This is a genomic window from Verrucomicrobiota bacterium (assembly GCA_016871675.1).
Taxonomy (GTDB): Bacteria; Verrucomicrobiota; Verrucomicrobiia; order Limisphaerales; family VHCN01; genus VHCN01.
In genome coordinates this window covers 15,681-37,707 of the sequence record VHCN01000031.1, presented here as the reverse complement: position 1 = coordinate 37,707, position 22,027 = coordinate 15,681, and the positions used below count along the sequence as shown (strand labels likewise).

General features: G+C 66.5%; 17 protein-coding genes. 12 read left to right on the top strand and 5 right to left on the bottom strand.

What is annotated here, in order from left to right; genetic code table 11:
- The first annotated feature begins 39 nt into the window (after positions 1-39).
- The gene (locus tag FJ386_08555; GenBank protein MBM3876752.1) at positions 40-1,059 is read left to right on the top strand and encodes a hypothetical protein; all 1,020 of its coding nucleotides are present in this window, start codon (positions 40-42) and stop codon (positions 1,057-1,059) included.
- 33 nt (positions 1,060-1,092) lie between these two features.
- Here FJ386_08555 and FJ386_08550 read toward each other — a convergent pair whose 3' ends face one another.
- The 3 genes from FJ386_08550 to FJ386_08540 form a co-directional block, all read right to left on the bottom strand.
- The gene (locus tag FJ386_08550) at positions 1,093-1,335 is read right to left on the bottom strand and encodes a type II toxin-antitoxin system HicA family toxin (GenBank protein MBM3876751.1); all 243 of its coding nucleotides are present in this window, start codon (positions 1,333-1,335) and stop codon (positions 1,093-1,095) included.
- Positions 1,336-1,525: 190 nt separating this feature from the next.
- Positions 1,526-6,730, bottom strand: a complete 5,205-nt coding sequence (locus FJ386_08545; GenBank protein MBM3876750.1) for a c-type cytochrome — start codon at positions 6,728-6,730, stop codon at positions 1,526-1,528.
- Between the two features lie 109 nt (positions 6,731-6,839).
- Entirely contained in the window at positions 6,840-7,265 is a 426-nt protein-coding gene (locus FJ386_08540; protein ID MBM3876749.1) for a cupin domain-containing protein, read from the bottom strand.
- A 301-nt stretch (positions 7,266-7,566) separates the two neighbouring features.
- On the opposite strand from FJ386_08540, the gene nrdR reads away from it, so the two are divergent.
- Together nrdR and FJ386_08530 are read left to right on the top strand one after the other, a co-directional pair.
- The gene (gene nrdR / locus FJ386_08535; GenBank protein ID MBM3876748.1) at positions 7,567-8,052 is read left to right on the top strand and encodes a transcriptional repressor NrdR; all 486 of its coding nucleotides are present in this window, start codon (positions 7,567-7,569) and stop codon (positions 8,050-8,052) included.
- Positions 8,053-8,107: 55 nt separating this feature from the next.
- The gene (locus tag FJ386_08530; protein ID MBM3876747.1) at positions 8,108-8,593 is read left to right on the top strand and encodes a hypothetical protein; all 486 of its coding nucleotides are present in this window, start codon (positions 8,108-8,110) and stop codon (positions 8,591-8,593) included.
- Between the two features lie 241 nt (positions 8,594-8,834).
- Here FJ386_08530 and FJ386_08525 read toward each other — a convergent pair whose 3' ends face one another.
- Together FJ386_08525 and FJ386_08520 are read right to left on the bottom strand one after the other, a co-directional pair.
- Positions 8,835-10,103 (bottom strand): FAD-dependent oxidoreductase, encoded by a 1,269-nt coding sequence (locus FJ386_08525; protein MBM3876746.1) that lies wholly within the window; start codon positions 10,101-10,103, stop codon positions 8,835-8,837.
- A complete protein-coding gene (locus FJ386_08520; protein MBM3876745.1) occupies positions 10,103-11,626 on the bottom strand; it encodes an arylsulfatase in 1,524 nt (507 codons plus the stop codon). Before FJ386_08520 ends, FJ386_08525 begins: the two co-directional genes overlap by 1 nt.
- An 88-nt stretch (positions 11,627-11,714) precedes the next feature.
- Between FJ386_08520 and FJ386_08515 the strand changes: the two genes are divergently transcribed.
- The 9 genes from FJ386_08515 (at position 11,715) to FJ386_08475 (ending at position 22,017) form a co-directional block, all read left to right on the top strand.
- On the top strand, positions 11,715-13,004 hold the full coding sequence (locus FJ386_08515; protein MBM3876744.1) for an aminopeptidase P family protein: 1,290 nt from the start codon (positions 11,715-11,717) through the stop codon (positions 13,002-13,004).
- Positions 13,005-13,261: 257 nt separating this feature from the next.
- Entirely contained in the window at positions 13,262-15,439 is a 2,178-nt protein-coding gene (locus FJ386_08510) for a S9 family peptidase (GenBank protein ID MBM3876743.1), read from the top strand.
- Positions 15,440-15,528: 89 nt separating this feature from the next.
- Positions 15,529-16,437, top strand: a complete 909-nt coding sequence (locus FJ386_08505; GenBank protein ID MBM3876742.1) for a dihydrodipicolinate synthase family protein — start codon at positions 15,529-15,531, stop codon at positions 16,435-16,437.
- A 200-nt stretch (positions 16,438-16,637) separates the two neighbouring features.
- On the top strand, positions 16,638-18,113 hold the full coding sequence (locus FJ386_08500) for a peptide MFS transporter (protein MBM3876741.1): 1,476 nt from the start codon (positions 16,638-16,640) through the stop codon (positions 18,111-18,113).
- A 52-nt stretch (positions 18,114-18,165) separates the two neighbouring features.
- Positions 18,166-19,089 carry a trypsin-like peptidase domain-containing protein gene (locus FJ386_08495; GenBank protein ID MBM3876740.1) on the top strand — a complete coding sequence of 308 codons (924 nt, stop codon included), beginning with the start codon at positions 18,166-18,168 and terminating at the stop codon, positions 19,087-19,089.
- Between the two features lie 5 nt (positions 19,090-19,094).
- A complete protein-coding gene (locus FJ386_08490; GenBank protein ID MBM3876739.1) occupies positions 19,095-20,021 on the top strand; it encodes a hydroxyproline-2-epimerase in 927 nt (308 codons plus the stop codon).
- Positions 20,022-20,030: 9 nt separating this feature from the next.
- Complete coding sequence (locus tag FJ386_08485; protein MBM3876738.1) at positions 20,031-20,399, top strand: hypothetical protein; 369 nt, start codon at positions 20,031-20,033, stop codon at positions 20,397-20,399.
- Between the two features lie 53 nt (positions 20,400-20,452).
- Entirely contained in the window at positions 20,453-20,917 is a 465-nt protein-coding gene (locus FJ386_08480; GenBank protein MBM3876737.1) for a GxxExxY protein, read from the top strand.
- Positions 20,914-22,017, top strand: a complete 1,104-nt coding sequence (locus FJ386_08475; GenBank protein ID MBM3876736.1) for a mandelate racemase/muconate lactonizing enzyme family protein — start codon at positions 20,914-20,916, stop codon at positions 22,015-22,017. Before FJ386_08480 ends, FJ386_08475 begins: the two co-directional genes overlap by 4 nt.
- Positions 22,018-22,027 lie beyond the last annotated feature (10 nt).

Below are 22,027 nucleotides of genomic sequence, written 5' to 3'. Positions count from 1 at the left end.
AGGGAGAAGTGCGGAAGTTTCGCGTCGCGTGAACCACCTATGCTAAACACCACCCTCGATCTCTCCCGCTCCGGCAAGCAGCAGGGCTTCCTCCAAGTCCCTTGGTCCCACAACCTCGGCGGCTGGGCGAACATCTTCATCCCTTGCACCATCGTCGCACGCGGCAAAGGCCCGACTGTCCTCATCCTCGCCGGCAACCACGGCGACGAATATCAGGGCCAGATTGCCATCATGAAACTCGCGCGCGAACTGACGCCCGCGATGGTCAACGGCCGCCTCATCCTCATTCCCTCGCTCAACTTCCCCGCCGCTCGCGCCGCCACGCGCCTCTCGCCCGTGGACGGCATGAACATGAACCGCGCCTTCCCCGGCTCGCCCGAGGGCGCGGTCACCAGCCAGATTGCCCACTACCTCACGACCGTTCTCTTTCCCCTGAGCGACGTGGTCATAGACATCCACTCCGGCGGCCGCAGCATGGAGTTCGTCCCGTGCTCGACGATGCACCTCGTCGCCGACCGCGCGCAACGCCGCCGGATGCTCGACGCCATGCTCGCGTGGAACGCCGACTTCGCCTTCCTCTACGCGGACATCGCGGGCACGGGCCTGCTGCCGGTCGAGGCGGAGAACCAGGGCAAGCTCGTCGTCACCACGGAAATGGGCGGCGGCGAATGCATCCCCGCCGACGTGCACCGCATCACGCAGAGCGGTCTGCGCAACGTCCTCATTCACCTCGGCGCGCTCAAAGGCCGCGAGCAGACGCGCAAAAAACTCGGCCTGCCGCCGGTCATCCTCACCCAGGCGTTGCATCGCGAGGACTATTTGCTCGCGCCCGAGTCCGGCATCTTTGAAATCGGCCTCGACCTCGGCGCGAAAGTGAAACGCGGCCAGACCGTCGGCTTCATCCATCACCTCGAACGCGCCGACCGCGCCCCCGAGCCGCTCGTTGCGCAGTCCGCCGGCTACCTCATCACCCAACGCGCCCCGTGCCTCACCCAGCAAGGCGATTGCGTCGCCGTCATCGCGCAGCGCGTGAGCGAGCGGGAAGTGATGGAAGGGTGAAAGAGGCAGGGCGGCAGTCCGCTGCCTGCCACCTCAGAGATTCGCCAGCAATTCCACAAGCGTGAGGTCCGCCTGCTTGAGGATGGATTGAAGCGTCTTCGGACGGATTTCGCGGTGCACCGGCACGCGCGGATGCCGGCCACCTTTGGCGTAGTGGCGGTGGGAACCGGTCTGCCGCTGGAACACGAAGCCAAGCCGCTTCAATGCCCGGCAGACCTCATCGCCCGAGAGGTTTGCGGCCCATCCGAGTCGCCTCCGCCTCCCGCTGGCGCTCACGGACCTCCGTTGCCGACTTGTCGGGAACCGCCCGTGCTTCCGGCAACAGTTTCATCTCCGTTTCAACCAACTCAGCGCGAGCCTTGGCAATCTCCTGCGCGAGCGTCGGCCTGTCCTCGGCTCCGAGCGCCGCCACGAGCGACCAAGCCAACGCAAAGAAAATGCAGGAGCCCGGCCGGTTCATAAGTCACTACCTCTTCACCCACTCGATGCAGTTCACAAGCAGCGTCTTGAACTCCGGCAGGTCATGGGCGCGGGCGTCGTGGCCGAGGGTGAGTCCGGCGATGCGGGCTTTCGCGTGCTTCACCACGAAGACTTGCGGATAGGTGCCGGGCCGCTGCGTCGAAGTCGCGGTGGCGAGGATTTCGATGGGCGTGCCCGTGGTGTCGGGCGTGTAGTAGTAGAGTTCGTCGGTGATGCGGAACGTCGCCGGGACGCCTTTCATGATGGGGTGCGCGCCGTTGGTGACCTTCACCTCGTATTCGCCGAGGCGGTCGTGTCCGCGCGAGCCGCCGCCGGCCAGCTCGCGGTTGTATTCGGGCCAGTCGCGGTAGTTATACCAGACGCCCGCGTGCAGCAGCACCAAGCCCTTGCCCGCCGCGACGTGGTCGAAGAGCGCCTTGCGCGCCTCGGGCGTGGTGAACGCGGGCGTGTTCACGCTGAGCACGAGGACGTCCACGGTTTTCACGTGGTCCACGAAGTCCAGCGGGCTCTCGGTGTAGTTCACGGAAAACTTCGCGGCCTTGAGCGTGGCGACGTCGGCGAGGTTGAAGAAGCGCTGGAAGTCGTGCGAGCTGCCGCCACCGATGAGCAGCACCTTCGTGCCCGCGCCCCACTCGATCGTTGCGGCGCGCGGCGGAAGCGCGGCGGGCGCGGCCTCGGCGGCCTTCTTGCCTTTCTTCGGCGCGTCCGGCGCGGCGGGCGCGGGCGCGGGCGCGGGCGCGCCGGCGATGGGGTCCGCGCTGAAGTCCGCGGTCACCGCGAGCGTGGTGGGCGCGACGATGCTCGCCGCGCTGGCGAAAGTGAGTTTCTCAATCACGCCTGCGCCCGTGAGCTTGCGGCTGGCGAATCGCACCTGCGTGCCGTTGCCGCCGATGCCGCGCACGAGCTTCGATTCGGGCACATCCACCTCGCGGATGTAGTCGGCGATGTCCTCGCCGTTCTTGAAGGAGAGTTCCTCGGTCTTGCCGCCCGCGTAGTGCACGGTGACTTTGAGCGATGATTCCTTTGCCTGGCCAAACGGGAACGCCCAGCCGCCGACGTTGCCGAGGAAGTGCAGTTGCTTCGCCGCGAATCCGAGCTTCGCCTCGACGGCCTGCGGGAAGGTTTTCTGCGCGTAGGAATTCGCCGGGCCGCCCTTGAGGACCATGATGTTCCGGCCGCTGGGCGCGCGCGCGGGATCCACGACGTTGAAGGGCACGCCGAACGCGGCGATGACGCCGGACCTGGCGAGCGGCAACGCGCCGCCGCCGGGCTCCTTGGCCAAGTAGAGGCCGTCGCGCGTGTTCGCGGTGAACGCCGCCGCGAGGTCCACGAAGCGGAACCGAGAGTCGCCTTCGCACATGAAGGCTAGGATGTCGCGCAGGGCCTCGGCGCCGAGCGCCTCCAAGCCCTCGGGCATGAGCGAGCGGCCCGTGCTGCGGCGCGACTTGATCGTGGACTTTAGGATTTCCTTCTCGCCTGCGGCGTTGGCGAGGGCGACGAGCTGGTTGTTCTCGCGGGTCAGGATGCCGTCGTGCTGCTCGCCGTCGTTGGTCTCGATGGCGACGGCGACAAACGCCGCATCCACCTCGCGGTTCGGGTCGATGATCTGCCCGAGCAGTTCGGCGGGGCCGTGCGCGCCCATGCCGGTGAGCGGCGGGCCGACGCGCTTGCCGAGGTCGCCGAGTTGGTGGCAGTTGGCGCAATTCGCAATGAACAATTCCCTGCCCTTCGCGACGCTGCCCTTCTTCTCGACTTCGGGTGTGAGCTTCGCGATGAGCGCGTCCTTCTGCTTGCCTTCGTCGCCACGCAATTTCTGCCACAAGTCGGCGGCGCGCCGCGCGACGTCGGCATTCGGCGCGTAACGGAGGCGGTGCATGTTCGCAGGTCCGAGCGACTCGGGCCGGATGGCGCCGCTCTCGAGCGCGGCGACGAGCGCGAGTGTCCAGTCGTTGCGCCGCAGCAGCGTGTTGAACGCGAGCGGCTGCAATTCGGTGTTCAGGCCGGGATACGCCGAGGCGAGGCTCGCGCCCACGCTCGCGTCCGCAAGGTCGCCGAGTGATTCGATGACGCGGCGCTTGAGGCCGGCCGGCGCGTTGCCGGCGAGAAGTTTGGTGACGGCGGGGAGGATGTCCGGGTTGCCGGCGCGAAGCCCGAGCAGGTTTGGCACGAGCGCGGCGCGGGTGGATTCGCCGAGGCTGGCGTCGCCGAGTTTCGCCAGCAGCGACTTGACCTGCGTGGCGAGGATGTCCTTGAGCGCGCCCGTTGTGTCCCACTTGGCGATATACGGCAGCGCGGCGGCGGCGACGCCAGCGTCGGGCGAGGCGGAAAGATTGCGCAGCGCGGCTTCGAGGGCGGCGTCCCAGGGGGGAATCTCAGCGAGCTTGAGCGCGGGAGCGAGGCTCTCGAGCAGGCTGGCCTTGAGGGCGTTGTCGGGCTTGCCCGCGAGCGAGACGATGAGCTCGGCGGACTGGAATGGCGAGTTGGCGACGTTGCCGCTGAGTTGGCGCACGAGCGCGGTGAGTTCGGGCTTGCCGCTTGCGAAGGCGGCATCGAGAAACGCCGCGGGTGACTTCGAGGCGACTCCAAGGAACGCGGCCTGCGACCATCTGTCTTCGAGCGCCGGATATGCCGTGACCAACCCGGCGACGTCGGCAGCGGTGATGTCTTGTGACGCGAGCGCGACGAGCGCGTCAAGTCGCACGCGCGGGTCGGTGTCCTTCGCGAGCTTGAGCGCGGCGGACTTGACGTTGCCACCGGGGGGCGCGGCGACCGCGGCGGCTTTCATCGCGTTCTTGCGGAGCGCTGCGTCCCTGTCATTTGCGGCGGCAGTGAGCGTTGGCGCGTCGAGTTGCCTCAACTGCGCGAGCGCCCACAGCGCGGCCACACGCGCCTGCGGCGGCTTCTGCGAAGCGACAAGTTGCTTCAACGCGGGCGCGGCGTCTGCCTTGCTGCCTTCGGCGAGCAGGCGGACGGCGTTCATGCGCACGTGCTGGTTGGCGTGGTCGAGTGCGGCGACGAGTTCGGCGCTGCCGGCCTTCGCGAGGTTCGGCGCCGCGAGCTTTTGCGCGTCCTTGTGGTCCACGCGCCAGAGCCGTGCGTAGTAATGGTCGCGGTCGGGGCGGATGGCGGCGTTGCGCGGACCGTGCTTGGGGCCGCGCGTGTCGTTGTGGATGACGGCCTGATTGTAGAAGTCCACGACATACACGGCGCCGTCCGGGCCGGTGCGCACTTCGATCGGGCGGAACCACAGGTCCTTGCCCGCGATGAACTCGACCGTCTCGCGGCCCGGAGCGCGCGCGGCGGTGTAGGTCACGCCGGATTTCGTTACGATCGCATCGTGGACGATGTTGATGGTGGGTTCGGTGGTGAAGTAGCGGAAGTTCCACGCGGCAGGCCACGAGCCGCCGTCGTAGATGACCGTGCCCGCCGCGGCGGTGAAGCGCCCGACCTGGTCAATCTGCACATACGGAAGCGAGTCGTAGGGGATGAGTGGAAACGTCTGCACGCTTTTCTCCGCAACGAAGAAACTCGTCGTGCCGGGGATGCGCCCGCGCGAGAGCTGCCCCTCGCTCATCACGACGTGCATGAGCAGGTCGCCGCTGGTCGGTTGCGTCCAGAAGACCTCGTTGTCCCAGGAGATTTGGAGGCCCCACGTGTTGCCGCCCTTGCTGGAATGCTGCTCGAAGGCCGAACCGTCGGGCTTGAAGCGCACCACGCCCGAGCCGGCCGCGCCGAAGTGCTTCGAGCCGTCGCCGCTCGTCACGTCGCGCGTGCCGCTGTAGCCGTGTGTCGCGTATATCCAGCCGTCGAAGCCCCAGCGCAGGTTGTTGATGACGGCGTGCGTGTCGCCGAAGCCGAGATTCGTGTAGAGCTTCGTGGCTTTGTCGCAAACGCCGTCGCCGTTCGTGTCTTCGAGCCACCACACGTCCGGAGCGGCGGCGGCGATGACGCCGTTCTTGTGCAGCACGAAGCTCGTCACGCGCTCGAGTCCGCCCGGCACGCCGTGCGCGAAGTCGGCGAAGACCTGCTTCTTGTCCATCACGCCGTCGCCGTTCGTGTCGGTGAGAATCGAGATTCGATCGAGCGCGTCGCGCGCGTAAGTCCTGCCATCGTCGGAGAGCTTGTCGTCCTTCTGCCAGCGCTGGACGTAATCGGTGCGCGGATTCACCGAGCGGCCGTCGGGATACTCAGGCGTCTCGGCGACCCACATCCGGCCGGCGGCGTCCCAATCCACGTTCATCACCTTGTTCACGAGCGGTTCACTCGCGACGAGCGAGACCTTGAATTCCGGATGCACGACGAGCTGCTTGAGCGAATCCGCCGGACGCGACGGCCCGCCCGCGGGATAGAGCAGCGAGTCGAGCTCGTCCTTCTTCACGAACTCGTTTACGTCCGCTCGATGGCCCGCCCACGCGATGCCGCGCAACAGCACGGCGCGATAGTGCGGCAGGTTGAACGTGGCGTTCTTGTGGCCGGGGATGCTGACGAATGCGCGATACGGCTTGCCGCCGTCGAGCGCGCGCTCGTAGGTCCACATCTGCGGCGCGAGGTCGTAGACCGTCACCTTGCCTTTCGCGGGCTGCGCGTTTTTCTGGTTGCGCCGGCTCTCGGACATGTTCGGCGTGTAAGCCGCGGCGAGCACGCGCGCGTCGGGCGAGAGGTCCATGTCGTAGTAAATCTCGTCGTCGAGGTCGAAGTTCGCCGTGCCCGCGGAGATGGGATGCGTGCGGTCCACGTAATAGAGCGCCATCGGGCCTTCGAGCCACTTGGTCGAGCCGTGAACCCACGAGCCGCCGATGACGGATTTCCAGTGCGCGGAGTTGTCCGGGATGGACCGGGTGGGCACGGTGGCCGTGTGCAGCACGACGAGCCCGCCGCCGCGCTTGAGGAAGGCATCGAGGCCGTCGCGCAATGGTCCGGGCGGAAAGCCGCCGCCGTCCTGGGCATACATCACGAGCACGTCGGTTTGGGCGAGCTGCCCGGCGGTGGGCAGTTCGAGGCCACCTTCGACCTTCATGCCACGGTCGGTGAGCAGCTTGGTCCAGTCACCGAGGAAGCGCGGGTGCGCGTGGACTTCCTGGCCGCGGTTGGAGGCGTTCGCGCGGATAAAGACGCGCAACGGCTCGGCGGCGTTGAGTTGAATGCCGGTCAATCCGAGCGAGACGAGGAGGACGAAGCTGTGGAGTTTCATTTCAAGAAGCGGTTGCACGGAGAATAACGGTGCGCAGGACTTTGCCAATGGTTTTGCGGAACCGAAGATCACGGAGGAGCGCGACGCCGTCACCGCGAACCACCGGGGGCTACGTTACCGGAGGGAATCCCTTCCGAATCGACGCCCACGGTTCTTCTGTCGAGACGTCCACGATGCCGGGTTCGGCGGCCTTCGCCGGCGAGAGGATGGCGAGGAAGACGAGCTTCTCGGCGAAAGGATTGAACGTGCCGTGGACTTCACCCATCGGGATGAACGCCATCTCACCGGGCCCGAGAATGCGGTGTTCCCGGCCGACCCACTGTTCCGCGCGACCCGATATGATGAAGATGATCTCCTCGCGCGTGGGATGCGTGTGAAACGGGTGGCAGCGGCCGGCATCCATGTTGGCGCGCACCAAAAGCAGGTGTTCGTTGGCGACGACATCGCCGCGGCACATCCACTCCTCGAGCGTCCACGGTGAGAGGAAGTTCACGGCGTCGGCGGCGGTGACGAACCGGCGGTCTTTGATTCCCATGCGCGAGGAATAGCAGTGCGAAGCCCGGCGGGCAGCAAGATTCTTGGATTCGAGGAAGCACAACAGCGCAAATCCGGCAGGATTCCGCCTGTCGCTTGTCGGGTGACGCCGATGCCTTGGTGTGACGTTCCCACCCCCGTTGATGCAAACTCGATTCGACAGCCCTTCGCTCCCCTGCTTCGGCCGCTGCCAATCGCTCCGATTAGACCGCCGCCGGCCTTGACACCACAATTAGCTGTGTGTTACGAACTGACCCGCCACATTTAGCAGTAGTCAGCGGTGTTTTGCCGTTCCGAACCTCATGCGCTGCCCGAAGTGCGGTTGTCTCGAAGACAAGGTGATTGACTCACGTGCCTCACGCGAGGGCACGGCGATCCGGCGCCGTCGCGAGTGCATGAAGTGCATCCACCGCTTCACGACCTACGAGCAGATCGAGCGCGCGACGCTGATGGTGCTCAAACGCGACGGGAGGCGGGAGCCCTTCTCGAAGGACAAGCTCGCCACAGGCATCGGGCGCGCGTGCGAGAAGCGCCCCATCAGTCCACAGGCGATCGAGGATGCCGTCGAGCGGATCGTCTCCGACATCACGGACAAATACGACGCCGAGGTGCCGGGCATGGCGATCGGCGAGCGGGTGATGCAGGAGCTTCGCCAGCTCGACGAGGTGGCCTACGTGCGGTTCGCGAGCATTTATCGGCGGTTTCAGGAACCCGACGACTTCGTTGAAGCCGTCAAGAAACTGGAGGTGAAAGTTGATACTGCTACATTCCCACTGCCTGGCATTTGAACAGCCGGACGGCACCGCCATCCCTTGTTCCGCGGAACAAATCACCGTTGAGGTCATGGGCGAGGCGGCCAACGGCGTCCACTCCGACCTCGTGCGCCACGCGGCGGCGACGGTGCTCTACTACTTCAAGAACGAGCTCGGCCGGTCCACGATCACGATGGCGGAGTTCATCAGCGCGCTTGAGCGCGTGCTGCAGGGCTTCGGCTTGGAAGTGAAGGCCGCGGGACCGGCTGTGAATTCTGCGGTCGCCCCGGCGCCCGACCGCGGCGTGATCGAGTGCGACCTGCGAACGCTCGCAACCGTTTCGTCGGGCGCGTTCGAGCTGGGTTTCTTCCCGCGCCTTCGGGACGAACTGCGCGGCCGGCTCGCCACGCATCCGCGCGTGCTGCGGTTCAGCGGGCTGAGGCCCTGCGTGAAGACCCTCGCGGGCGCGAAGCGTTGGTGCCCGCGATGCCATCGGTTGAGCGACCAGATCGTGGGCTACCTCCGGGAGTGCCTGCACCAGCAGCACGAGGAGGAATGCGCACTCGTGGTGTGCTGAGGGGCCGCACGCGCCCGGCGCTGCTCACGACGCCACAAAGGGCAATCAGTCGTGGGCGACCGCCAGCTCACCCGGATACCACGGATGCTCCGTCCGAAGCTGCGGGTCGCCCACGGCGGCGTGGCCGCGGGCCGCGAGGCATCCGGCCAACAAGGCGAGCGCGAGATATGCCGCGCGGCGCGTTACAGGTAGTTTCATGATCGCGGCAATCCTAGCCTCAACGACCGTTGTCGCCAGCGCGTCACGCCGCGAACCGGTCCGGGCTGAGCAGCGAGAGATCCATCGACGGCTGCTTCCCGTCGAGCAGTTCGCCGACAAGCCTGCCCGTAACCGGCCCGAGGCTCAGGCCCGTCATCGCGTGGCCGGTGGCGATCGTGAGATTTGGGCACTTCGCGGTGCGGCCGAGATACGGCAGGCCGTCGGGCGACACGGGCCGCAAGCCGCACCACGGTTGGACACTCTCGAAGTCCGACTCCGTGAAATCCGGGAAGTAGCGGCGCGCAGACTTGATGATGCCACGGACGCGCAAGGGGTTGATGTCGTGATCCAGCCCGCCGATTTCCATCGTGCCGCCGAAACGGAGCGACGAACCCATCGGCGTCACCGCCACGCGCGCCTCGGTGAGGATGGAGCAGAGCTGCGGAAGCTGGCGCGGCCTCGGCAACGTCAGGCTGTAGCCTTTGCCGGGCAGCATCGGCAGGCGCAGGCCGAGCGGGCGCGCGAGCTGCGGGGACCACGAGCCACCCGCGAGGACGAACTCGTCCGCCTCGATGTCGCCGGTGGATGTGCGCGCGGCGGCGAGCCGCGGCGTGGCGTCTTGCGCGTGGCTCGCGAAGCCGGTGACGTCAGAGTTCCAACGAAACTGCACGCCAAGCTGTTCGCACTTCGCCTGCAACGCAGCCATGAAGCGGCGCGGGTCGAGGTGGCAGTCCTTCGGAAAGTAAATCGCCCCGGCGACGTCCATGCGCGCATCGGGGTCGAGCGCGGCGGCTTGCTTCGCGTCGAGGACTTCCGCGGGAACGCCGACGCGGTTCGCCCGGTCGGCGAAGTGCGCCTCCTCGTCGAGGACGGCGGGCGACTTGCAGAGCATCAGCAAGCCGCGTCGAACGAGTCCGAAGTCTGCGAGCGACGTGTCCGCCAGCTCCTCGAACAACGCGCGGCTGGCGAGGTTCAGTTCCGCAAGCACCGGCGCGGCGCGGTCGACGTGCGCTGCGTTTGCGGCGCGGAAGAATTTCCAGCCCCAGCTCAACAACTCGCGGTCGAGACGCGGCTTGATGTAGAACGGCGATTCGGGGTTCCACATCCACTTGAGGCCGAGCGCAACCATGCCGGGCGCGGCCAACGGCACGAAGTGGCTCGGCGTGATCATCCCCGCGCTGCCGTGAGCGCAGGTGTCGTGGTCGGGCGCGCCGCGCTCGACGAGCGTGACGCGGTGGCCCGCCGTTGCCGCGTAATAGGCCGAGCACAACCCGATGACGCCGCCGCCGATGATGAGGACGCGCCGCGCCATCAGGGATTGTCCAGTGCCGGCATCGGGAAGTCCTTCGCCGGGACGTGCTGGCTGCGCATGAGGGCAAGCATCTTCGCGACGATTTCGGGGTGCTTCGCGGCGACGTCGGTCGTTTCCTTCGGGTCGTCGCGGAGGTTGTAGAGCTTGAGGCTCAAGTCGGGCGCGGCGGGCGCGGCTTTCGGCGCGGCCTTTTTCGCAGCGACGGGGCGGAGATTCTGTCGCAGTCCCTTCCAGTCGCCGATGCGGATGCACTGCTGGCCGCCGTAGCCGGGGAATTCGCGGTAGAGAAATGCGCGTTCCGGCTGCTTCTGCCCCAAGAGCGTCGGGGCGAAGCTGATGCCGTCAATGTCGCCTGGCGTGGCGTCCTTTGCGCCGGTGAGTTCGAGAAGCGTGGGCATCCAATCCTCGAACCCCGTCACGCGTTCGCTCACCTGGCCGGGCCGGATGCTTCCCTTCCACCGCACGATGCCCGGGACCCGGAAGCCGCCTTCGAACAGTGTTCCCTTGCCGTCGCGCAGCCCGCCGCTCGAGTTGAAGAATGCCGCGTCGGTGCCCGCGAGACCTTGGAGACGGCCGTGAAGCGGGCCGTTGTCCGACGTGAAGATGAAGAGCGTGTTCTCGTCGAGGCCGAGGTCGGCGACGGTTTTCATGAGCGCGCCAATCTCGCGGTCCATGCGCGTGACCATCGCGGCGTAGGCGGCGCGCGGCGTGAAGTGCGGGAGGTAGCCCCTGCCGCCGGCGTAGGGCGGGTCGTCGAACTTGCCGAGGTATTCCGCGAGCGAGTCGTCCGGCACCTGGAGCGCGAGGTGCGGCACGGTCGTCGGCGCGTAAAGGAAGAAGGGCTTCCCGCGGTTGTCGCGCACGAACTGCCGCGCCTGCTCCCAGATGAGGTCCGAGGAATACTCGGTGCCCTTGAAGCGCGCATAGGACTTCGGGTCTTTCGGATCTTCGCCGGGTTTGAAGGTGTCGGCGGAAGGGAACGCCGGGTTCTTCAGCGCCACCTTCCTGTCGTTGTCCCAGAGATGCGTCGGATAGAAATTGTGCGCGACGCCCTGGCAATTGTAACCGAACCAGCGCGTGAAACCCTGCTTGAGCGGCTCGCCCGTGCTGTCCGGCCCGCCGAGGCCCCACTTGCCGAAGCCGCCGACCGCATAGCCGCGCGATTTGAAGAGCTTCGCCATCGTGACCGTGTCCGCGGGAATCGGCCACTGACCCTCCGGCGGCGTCGAGCGATTGTCGCGGATGAACGCGTGACCGGGGTGCTTCCCCGTCATGAGCACGCAGCGGGACGGCGCGCACACGGCGTTGCCCGAGTAATGGTGCGTGAAGCGGATGCCCTCGGCCGCCATGCGATCCACGTTCGGCGTGCGGATGATCTTCTGGCCGTAGCAACCGAGGTCGCCCCATCCGAGATCGTCGGCGATGATGAAGACGACGTTGGGCGGACGCGGCGCGGCGATCGCCGGCCCGGGGCAAAGTCGCACGCACGCAAGGAAGGCGGAGAGCAGCAAGGTCGCACGCATGACGCGACGATGGCAGAGGTGGCGGAGTTTGGGAAGGGAGTCCGTCGCGGTGTTTGCCTTGCGCCGCGGTTTCAGTATCGTCGCGCCCATGCGCCACGCCACGGTTGACTCCAAACTCTTCGTCGAAAACCGCCGGCGCCTCGCCGCGCTGATGCGGCGCAACAGCGTCGCGGTCCTGAACGCCAACGATGTGCTTCCCACCAATGCCGACGGCTCGCTCATGCTCGTGCCGAACTCGGACCTCTTCTACCTCGCGGGCATCGAGCAGGAGGAGAGCGTGCTCGTGCTCGCGCCCGATGCCTTCGACCCGGGGCTCCGCGAGGTGCTTTTCCTCCGCGAGCCGAACGAGCTGCTGAAAATCTGGGAGGGCCACAAGCACCCGAAGGACGAGGCGCAGAGAATCTCCGGCATCAAGACGGTGAAGTGGCTCGGCGAGTTCCGCACCGTGTTCCGCCAGCTCATGTGCGACGCCGAGCGCGTGTATCTCAACTCCAACGAGCACAAGCGCGCCGCCGCCGAGGTGGAGACGCGCGACGAGCGCTTCGTGCGCGAATGCCAGCGGCTGTTTCCCCTGCACCAGTATCACCGGCTCGCGCGGCTCATGCACCAGCTCCGCGTCGTCAAGTCACCCGCCGAACTCGAACTCATCCGGCAGGCCGTCGCCATCACGGACGCGGGCTTCCGCCGCGTGCTCAAGTTCACAAGGCCCGGTGTGAACGAGTGCGAAGTCGAGGCCGAGTTCGCGCACGAGTTCATCCGGCGCCGCGGCAAGTTCGCCTACAACCCCATCATCGCCTCGGGCGCCAACGCCTGCGTGCTGCATTACAACCAGAACGACCAGCCTTGCAAAAAGGGTGACTTGCTGCTGCTCGACGTCGCCGCCAGCTACGCGAACTACAACTCCGACCTCACGCGGACCATCCCGGTCGGCGGACGTTTCACGCGGCGGCAGCGGCGCGTGTATGACGCCGTGCTGCGCGTGATGCGCGCGAGCATCGCGGGCGCGACCGTCGGCAAACTCGCGCGCGACTGGCTCAAGGAATCTCAGGCGATGATGAACGAGGCGTTGCTGCAACTCGGCCTGCTCACCTCGCGCGACATCAAGAAACAGACCGCCGACGAGCCCGCGTGCCGCAAGTATTTCATGCACGGACTCGGCCATCCGCTCGGGCTCGATGTGCACGATGTCGGTTTCGCATCGCAACCGTTCGCGCCCGGCTGGGTGCTCACCGTCGAGCCCGGCATCTACATTCCGAAGGAAGGCTTCGGCGTGCGGCTGGAGAACGACATCCTCGTGACGGAAAGCGGCCCGGTGGATTTGATGGCGAAGATTCCCGTCGAGGCGGAGGAAATTGAAGATGTCATGAGCCGACGGTGACGGTCTGGCGATACTCATGCCGGAAGGCCTCCGCACTCCCAAGGCGGCGGGTTAGCGGGGAGGCGGAGGCTTGGGAGACAATCGCGAGCCTTCGTGGCTCGTGGAACCTCACTCTTTGAGCGCATGGGCGGTTTGGTGACGTGGATTTTTCTCGATGCTACGGTCGAAGTCGGCAAGGCTGCGCCCGTTCCCAAGCTCATGCGCGACGCGGAACGTCCGGGTCGCGCAGTGCCGCGCCTCGGATAAAATGTGATGCCATGAATTCAACTGCGAAACTGTGGGGGCAGGGTGCCCGCCGTCACGAGGCCGGAGCGCTCAACCCGTGTCGTGGTGCCGCACGGAGTCTCGTGGCGAGCGCCTTGCTCGTTCTCGCGCTGCTTGCGACCTCCGCGACGGCACAGGACCGGCTCAAGACGATGCCGGGTTACGACCGGTTCACGAAGATGAGCCGCGAGGGCGCAGATGCGGTGAAGCCCGGCACGCTGTCCGTGACGTGGCTCGACGGCGGCAAGGCGTTCCAATACTCGAAGGACGGCAAGCGCTGGCGCTTCGACATCGCCGAAGGCAAGGCCGCCGAGGCGGACGCTTCGAAAACCGCGCCCGCCGCGAAGTCGCCGCCGGGCGATGGCGCGGGTCGACGTTTCTCCGGCGGGGGCAACCGTCCCGGGCGCGGTCGCCAATACACCTCGGCAATCTCGCCGGATGGAAAGCTCAAGGCCTTCTACCGGGACCACAATCTCTGGCTCAGCGACACGAATGGCGCGAACGAGCGCGCCCTCACGACCGAGGGCAGCGCGGCCAGGCGGCTCAAGTTCGGCACCGCGAGCTGGGTCTATGGCGAGGAGCTCGACCAGCTCACGGCGATGTGGTGGTCGCCCGACGGCAGGCGCGTCGCGTTCTATCGGTTCGACGAGTCGCAGGTGCGCGACTTCTTTCTCACGCTCAGCCACACGCGCATCAACACGGCGCTCGACTCCGAGCCTTATGTGAAAGCCGGCGCCACGAATCCCGTCGTCGACATCCTCATCCACGACCTCGACTCGAAGCGCACGATCACCGTGGATGCGCGCGACGGCAGGCCCTTCGACAACGGCGTCGTCGGCCATTATCTCTACGGCGTGTCGTGGACACAGGACGGACGGGAACTGCTTTTCCACCGCACGAACCGCCGCCAGAACATCATGGAATTCACCGCGGCGGATCCTGCCACGGGCAAGTGCCGCGTGGTGGTGCGCGAGGAATGGCCCGCGAGCTGGACGGAGAATTCGCCCGCGATCCGCTGGCTCAAGGACGGCAAGCGCTTCATCTGGACGAGCGAGCGCACGGGCTGGAAGAACTTCGAGCTGCGCCATCTCGACGGCCGCCTGCTCGCGGCGCTGACGAAGCACGAGTTCGAAGTCGCGACCATCGTGCGCCTCGACGAGGACGCGAACACGCTCCACTACATGGCCCGCAGCAGCGACAACCACATGAAGTTCCAGCTCCATCGCGTCGCACTCGACGGCACCGGCGAACGCCGCCTCACCGACCCGGCGTGGCATCACACCGTGGACCTCGCGCCGGACGCGAGGCACTTCGTGGACACGATCCAGCGGCACGACACGCCGCCGAGCACGCGCCTCGTGGACGCCGACGGCAAGGTTCTCGCCGAACTTGCCAAAAGCGACACGACGAAGTTCGACAAGCTCGGCCTCAAGCGCGTCGAACTGCTCACGTTCAAGGCAGCCGAGGGCACGAACGACCTCCACGGCCTCCTGCACTTCCCGTCGAACTTCGACCCGGCGAAGAAGTATCCGCTGCTCGTGAGCGTTTATGCGGGCCCGGCCACGAGCGCGGCGCGGGAGACCTTCGCCACGCCGAACACGCTCACGGAGTTTGGCTTTCTCGTCGCGTCGTTCGACTCGCGCAGCGCGAACGGCCGCGGCAAGCGCTTCCTCGACGCCATTTACCAGAAGCTCGGCCTCGTGGAAGTGGATGACCAGGCCGCCGGTGTGAAATCGCTCTGGTCGCGGCCTTACGTGAACCGCGGCCGCGTCGGCATGTTCGGCACGTCCTACGGCGGCACGGTTTCCGCCACCGCGCTGCTGCGGCACCCGGACGTGTTTCACGCGGCGTGCAGTTCATCGGCTGTCACCGATTACCGCAACTACGACAGCATCTACGCCGAGCGGTATATGTGGATTCCGCAGGAGGCCAAGGCCGCCTACGACGCCGCGTCCATCATGACTTACGCTCCGAACCTGAAGGGCCGGCTGATGCTCTTCTACGGCACGGCGGACAACAACGTGCACCCGTCGAACACGCTCCAGCTCGTGCAGGCGTTGCAGCGCGCGGGCAAGAGCTTCGACCTGCAAATCGGCCCCGACATCGGACACGCCGGCCTGAATCGCGACCGCATGATGGAGTTCTTCATTGAGAACCTCGTGATGCGATGAACTTGTGGAGGTGGAACCGGCCGCGCTGCGGCCGGCCGCCCCGCCGCGCGAAGCGAGCCACCTTCCAACCCCTGAACACTGAATACTTCATGCCTCCCCTCTGGGCCGGAGTCTTTCCCGCCGTCACCACGCAATTGAAGCGCGACGAATCGCTCGACCTGCCCGCCACCGCGCGCCACTTCGAGGCGCTGATCGAGAGCGGCGTGAGCGGGCTCATCGTCTGCGGCTCGCTCGGCGAGAACCAGACGCTCGCGCCCGACGAGAAGCGCGCCGTGGTGCGCTGCGCCGTGCGGAGCGCGCGCGGCCGCGTGCCGGTGTTGAGCGGCGTGGCGGAGTCGAGCACCGCAGCGGCCATCCGCTACGTGCGCGACGCGGCGAAGCTCGGCGCGAGCGGCGTGATGCTCATGCCGCCGATGAGTTACAAGGGCGACCCGCGCGAAAGCACGGCTTACCTGCGCGCGGTCGCGCGCGGCGGCGGCTTGCCGATCATGATTTACAACAACCCCATCAGCTACGCGAACGACATCACGCCCGCGCTGTTTGCCGAGCTTGCGGACGAGGATCGCTTCGTCGCCATCAAGGAAAGCTCGGGCGACACGCGGCGCATCACGGAGATTCGCAACGCCGTCGGCGACCGCTACGCGCTCTTCACCGGCGTGGACGACCTTGTGCTGGAGGCGAGCATCCTCGGCATTGACGGCTGGGTGGCGGGCACGGGCATCGCATTCCCGCGCGAGAACCAGCGGCTGTGGGACCTCACACGCGCGGGCCGCTGGGACGAGGCGCGCGCGCTGTATCGCTGGTTCCAGCCGCTGCTCAAGCTCGATACGCATGTGCACTTCGTGCAATACATCAAGCTGTGCGAACAGGAGACCGGCCTCGGCCGCGAGTGGGTCCGCGCGCCGCGCCTGACCATCGCCGGCGAGGAACGGAAGGCGGTGTTGAAGATCATTCGCGATGGGATCAAGGAGCGGCCAAAGCTGGCGCAATCGCCCTGACCACAAGCGTCACCGGTCGCTGCTTCAGCCGTCTGAGACCGCTGCAAATCCCATCTTGCGCCGGTGTAGTGTCCGGCCAGTGGCCGGACTTCCAAGGAATCTGGCAGGTTCCGTCGAGGCGCCGCCTCGACGCTGCACAATTTGCAGAGGTCGCTGCCTGTGAGAATTGATTGGAGCCTCCTCGCGCCGGCTGTTACTCAATGGGCGTGACCACCGAACCATCCGTCCCGCACCCTCGCGGGCTCTACACGCTCTTCTTCACCGAAATGTGGGAGCGGCTCAGTTACTACGGCATGCGGGCGCTGCTCGTGCTGTTCATGGTGGACCAGGTGCAGAAGGGCGGGCTGGGGATGACGGACAAGACGGCGACGGCGATTTACGGGCTCTACACCGCCGGCGTGTATCTCGCGGCGCTGCCGGGCGGCTGGATCGCAGACCGCCTGCTGGGCGCGCAGCGCGCGGTGTGGATCGGCGGCATGTTCATCGCGGCGGGGCACTTCTCGCTCGCGGTGCCGAGCGTTGCGGCGTTCTTCCTCGGGCTCGTGCTGCTCGTCGTGGGCACGGGGCTGCTCAAGCCCAACATCAGCACGCTCGTCGGCAGCCTGTATCCCGAGGGCGGGGCGCGGCGCGACGCGGGCTTCACGATCTACTACATGGGCATCAACCTCGGCGCGGCCATCGGCCCGCTCGTGTGCGGCGCGCTCGGCGAGAAACTCAACTGGCACTACGGCTTCACCGCGGCAGGCGTCGGCATGGTCTTCGGTCTCATTCAATTCCGGCTCACGCGTCATCACCTCGGCGACGCCGGACTCCACCCGCCCCATGGCGGTGACAGGCAGAAACGCGACTGGGCGATCGTCGCCGTCGCGCTCGGGGCGCTGGCAGCCGTGGTCGGACTCGCGCTCGCGGGCGTGGTTCAGATCAACCCGGAGTGGCTCGCGAAACGCACCACGGTGGTGATCGTGGCGATCGCCGTGCTTTACTTCGCGGGCGTCTTTGCGTTCGGCGGACTCGACACGGCGGAGAAGAAACGCGTCGGCGTCATCGCGATCCTGTTCCTCTCGGCGGCGATGTTCTGGTCGGGCTTCGAACAGGCGGGCTCGTCGCTCAACCTCTTCGCAAGCCGGCAGACGGACCGGATGCTTGACTTGATCAAGTTCGAAGTGCCGTCGACCTGGTTCCAGTCACTGAACGCGATCTTCATCATCGTGCTCGCGCCGGTCGCGGCGGCGATGTGGGTCGCGCTTGCGCGGCGCGGCCGCGATCCCTCGCTCGCGAGCAAGATGGCCTACGGGCTGATCCTGCTGGGCGCGGGCTTCCTGGTGCTCGCGGTCGGCGCGAAGCGCGCGCTCGCCGGCGGCCCCGTGTGGCCGTCGTGGCTCGTCATCACGTATTTGCTGCACACGGTCGGCGAGTTGTGCCTGAGCCCCGTGGGCCTGAGCTCGGTGACGAAGCTCGCGCCGCCGCGGCTCGTCGGGCAGATGATGGGCGTGTGGTTTCTCGCGGCGTCGCTCGGCAACCTGCTCGGCGGCCTCATCGCCGGCGAGGTCACCGGCGAGAACGCCTCCGAGATGCCGGGCATCTTCCTGCAGATCGTGGGAACCGCCGGCGGCACGGGACTGGTGCTGCTGATTTTCTCGAAGCCCATCCGGAACCTCATGCCGGGCGTGAAATGACCGGCCATTCTGCGTGCAATCCGGCCACGGCTTCGCCACACTCCCACACTTTATGAAATCAGCATGGTCCCGTGACCGTTCGTCATCATTCCTCGCGTGGGTCGCGTGGGTCGCATTCACCGCGACCGCCGCCGCCCAGTCCCCCGGTGTGCCCGTCGTCAAGGAAGGCCATGGCCCGCCGCCCGAGACACTCGAAGCCGCGAAGAAACTGCGCGAGGCGGGCAAGCTCCTCGCCATGGAAGTTGTGCGCGAGCAACTCAAGCGCACGAACTGCGACCTCATCCTGCCCAAGCCCGGCACGCGCAAGCTCGCTGCCCCGGAGGTTTGGGACCGCGCGCGCAAGGCCCACTGGCGCGTCGGCTTCTATTACCTCTGCCCGCGCTGCGACAACTGGCACCTGAACCTCGCGGGCGCCTACGCCATTTCCGCGAGCGGCGCCATCGCGACCTGTTACCACGTCGCCGAGCCCAAGGACATGCGGGAGGGCTATCTCATCGCCGCGACCGATGGCGGCACGGTGATGCCCGTGATCGAAGTGCTGGCCGCGGACAAGTTCACCGACACGGCCATCCTGCGCATCGCGCCGGGCGAGCAATTCGCGCCGCTGCCGCTCAACACCAACGTGCGACCGGGCGAGGAGGCCTTCTGCTACAGCGATCCCGCGGGACACCCGGCGTATTTCAGCCGCGGTATCGTGAACCGTTTCTACCAGCACTGGCACGGCGAGAACGCGAAGGAGAAATTCCCGCAGCGCATGAACGTCTCCACCGATTGGGCGCCCGGCTCCAGCGGCGCCGCGGTCCTCGATGAATTTGGCAACGCCATCGGCCACGTCTCCGAAATCTCCGCGCACGGCAACACACCGCCTGCGGGCGCGAAGGACGCCAAGACCGGCGCGACCAACACTTACATCGTCTTCCACAACGCCGTCCGCGCCGCCGACGTCCTCGCGCTCGTGCGGCCGCTCAAGAAGTAGCCGCGATGCAGCGCGTCCAGGTCATTGACTCGCACACCGGCGGGGAACCGACGCGCGTCGTCCTCGCCGGCGGCCCGGACCTCGGCGACGGCAGCGTCGCAGACAAACGCCGCGTTTTCCGCGAGCAGCACGACAAGTTCCGCTCCGCCGTGGTGAACGAGCCGCGCGGTTCGGACGTGCTCGTCGGCGCGATGCTCGTCGAACCCGCGGACCCTTCGTGCGCGTGCGGTGTCATCTTTTTCAACAACGTCGGCGTCCTCGGCATGTGCGGTCACGGCACCATCGGGCTCATCGTCACACTCGCGCACCTCGGTCGCATCCAGCCCGGTGAGCATCGCATCGACACGCCCGTCGGCGTGGTGTCGGCGACGTTGCACGACGACGGCTCGGTGTCCGTCGCGAACGTGCCGAGCTGGCGGCGGGCAAAAGCCGCGGTCGTGGACGTGCCGGGCGTCGGCAACATCACCGGCGACGTCGCGTGGGGCGGGAACTGGTTCTTCCTCGTCGAGAATCATCCGTGTGCGATCGAGTTGAACAACGTCGGGCAGCTCACGGACGTGACGTGGCGCATCCGGCAGGCGGTGAATGGCCAGGGCTTCCCCGAGGTGGATCACGTCGAACTCTTCGGGCCGCCGCAGGCTGGCGGGCACTCGCGCAATTTCGTGTTGTGCCCCGGCAAGGCCTACGACCGTTCACCGTGCGGCACCGGCACGAGCGCCAAGCTCGCGTGCCTCGCCGCGGACGGCAAGCTGGCTGAAGGCGAGGCGTGGGTGCAGGAGAGCGTGCTCGGCACCAGGCTTACCGGACGTTATCATTGGCTCGACCGCGCGAAGGGCGAGGTGCTGCCGGTCATCACCGGCAACGCGAGCGTCAACAGCGAGGCCACGCTGCTGCTCGATGAACGCGATTTTTTTTGCTGGGGAATCCGCTGAATGAGAATCATGAGAACCCTTGCACTTTGCGCGGCCGCGTTCATCGCGTCGCCGCTTCCACCCAAAGCCGCCGAAGGCTACAAGACCCGCCAGATCGAAGGCCGGACCGTGCCCGGGAGCGAGAAGTTGCCCGGCGAGCGGGCGGACGAAACCGAGAAGGCGCTCAAGCTCACGCCGGCTCAACTCGCGGAGATTGTTCGCGTCGTGCCGGCGAATGCCGTCGCGAAGCTGCGCGAGGTGCCGCTCTGGTTTTCGCCCGGGTATCCCGGCACGCGGCCGAAAGCCGAGTATGACCCCGGCGCGGGCTGGCTGCTCGAGAAACACGACCCGCAGATGTTCGAGCCATTGGGCGCACTCTGGGGCATGCCGCCGAATTGACCGAGATTTGCCGCAAAGAACTCAAGACAACGCAAAGGGGAAAGGACTCCAGCATGAAAGACCGCGTGTTCCAATTGTGCGACCAAGTGCGGGAAGCCGCCTATTCGATTCACCGTTACCTCGGACCGGGGCACTTGGAGAAAGTCTACGGGAATGCGCTTGTGCATCGACTGCGAAGCCCCGGCCTTGACGTCAAGCAGCAACATCCGCTTACAGTGCGCGATGAAGGCGGCACGGTCATCGGTGAGTTGTTTGCCGACCTTTTCATCGAAGGACAACGGATCGTGGGACTCAAAGCTGCGCGCGCGTTCTGTGACGAACATGTCGCGCAACTTCTCGGTCACCTTCGCGCGTCGCGGACCGAACACCGCGCGCCCGTCAACTTCGACGCGCCGAAGTTCGCGATAAAGAAGTTCGTGGTGTCAGAGTCTCCGCCGGCGGCAGGAACTTCATTCCGCTCCGTCTTCACGCCATGTTTTGCGTCGCTTTGCGTTCTTTGCGGCCCATCCCTCCGATGAACATCACCCGCATCGCCGTGTATCAGGTGGACCTCCCGCTGCACGAGGGCAGCTACAAGTGGAGCGGCGGCAAATCCGTCACGGTGTTCGACAGCACCGTCGTCGCGGTCGAAACGGACTCGGGCCTCACCGGTTGGGGCGAGGTGTGTCCGCTCGGCCCGGCGTATCTTGCAGCTTACGCGGCCGGTGTGCGCGCAGGACTCGCGGAACTCGCTCCGCAGTTGCTCGGCGAGAATCCGCTCGAACTCACCAAGCTCGCGCGCCGCATGGACGCGGTCTTGAAAGGCCATCCCTACGTGAAGTCCGCCGTGGACATGGCGTGCTGGGACATCCTCGGCCAGGCCACGGGCCTGCCTGTGTGTGTGTTGCTGGGCGGGCGTTTCGGCGAGGACTTCCATCTCTACCGCGCCATTTCACAGGACACTCCCGATGCGATGGCGAAACGCGTCGCAGGCTATCGCGCAGAGGGCTACGGCCGATTCCAACTCAAGGTCGGTGGCGACCCGGACGTGGACATTGAACGAATCCGCGCCGTGCGCGCGGTGCTCGCGACCGGCGAACGACTCGTGGCCGACGCAAACACGGGCTGGACCCAGCACGAAGCCATCCGCGTCTGCCGCGCCGTGCGCGACGTGGACATTTACATCGAGCAACCCTGCCTCACCTATGAGGAGTGCCTCGCCGTGCGCCGGGCGACGGACCACCCCTTCGTACTCGACGAAGTCGTGGATGATATCGGCATGCTCGTGCGCGGGAAATCCGACTTCGCGATGGACGTGGTCAATCTGAAGATCAGCAAATTCGGCGGCCTCACCAAGACCCGGCAGGCCCGCGACCTCTGCGTCTCGCTCGGCCTCGCGATGACCATTGAGGACACCTGGGGCGGCGACATCGTGACCGCCGCCATCGCGCACCTCGCGCACAGCACGCCGGCCGGGTTCCTCTTCACCAGCACCGACTTCAACAGCTACGTGACCAAGTCCATCGCCGCCGGCGCGCCCCGGCGCACACACGGCCGCCTCGCTGCAGGCACCGCGCCCGGCCTCGGCATCCAGCCGCGGATGGATGTGTTGGGCAAGCCTGTCGCCGCATACGAGTGAACGCGGCACA

Coding starts and splice junctions, on each gene's coding strand:
- FJ386_08480 (MBM3876737.1), top strand. CDS start 20,453: ATGAAAGACCGCGTGTTCCAATTGTGCGACCAAGTGCGGGAAGCCGCC.
- FJ386_08500 (MBM3876741.1), top strand. CDS start 16,638: ATGGGCGTGACCACCGAACCATCCGTCCCGCACCCTCGCGGGCTCTAC.
- FJ386_08540 (MBM3876749.1), bottom strand. CDS start 7,265: ATGGGAATCAAAGACCGCCGGTTCGTCACCGCCGCCGACGCCGTGAAC.
- FJ386_08505 (MBM3876742.1), top strand. CDS start 15,529: ATGCCTCCCCTCTGGGCCGGAGTCTTTCCCGCCGTCACCACGCAATTG.
- FJ386_08530 (MBM3876747.1), top strand. CDS start 8,108: ATGGGCGAGGCGGCCAACGGCGTCCACTCCGACCTCGTGCGCCACGCG.
- FJ386_08475 (MBM3876736.1), top strand. CDS start 20,914: ATGAACATCACCCGCATCGCCGTGTATCAGGTGGACCTCCCGCTGCAC.
- FJ386_08525 (MBM3876746.1), bottom strand. CDS start 10,103: ATGGCGCGGCGCGTCCTCATCATCGGCGGCGGCGTCATCGGGTTGTGC.
- FJ386_08495 (MBM3876740.1), top strand. CDS start 18,166: ATGAAATCAGCATGGTCCCGTGACCGTTCGTCATCATTCCTCGCGTGG.
- FJ386_08545 (MBM3876750.1), bottom strand. CDS start 6,730: ATGAAACTCCACAGCTTCGTCCTCCTCGTCTCGCTCGGATTGACCGGC.
- nrdR (MBM3876748.1), top strand. CDS start 7,567: ATGCGCTGCCCGAAGTGCGGTTGTCTCGAAGACAAGGTGATTGACTCA.
- FJ386_08485 (MBM3876738.1), top strand. CDS start 20,031: ATGAGAACCCTTGCACTTTGCGCGGCCGCGTTCATCGCGTCGCCGCTT.
- FJ386_08555 (MBM3876752.1), top strand. CDS start 40: ATGCTAAACACCACCCTCGATCTCTCCCGCTCCGGCAAGCAGCAGGGC.
- FJ386_08510 (MBM3876743.1), top strand. CDS start 13,262: ATGAATTCAACTGCGAAACTGTGGGGGCAGGGTGCCCGCCGTCACGAG.
- FJ386_08520 (MBM3876745.1), bottom strand. CDS start 11,626: ATGCGTGCGACCTTGCTGCTCTCCGCCTTCCTTGCGTGCGTGCGACTT.
- FJ386_08490 (MBM3876739.1), top strand. CDS start 19,095: ATGCAGCGCGTCCAGGTCATTGACTCGCACACCGGCGGGGAACCGACG.
- FJ386_08515 (MBM3876744.1), top strand. CDS start 11,715: ATGCGCCACGCCACGGTTGACTCCAAACTCTTCGTCGAAAACCGCCGG.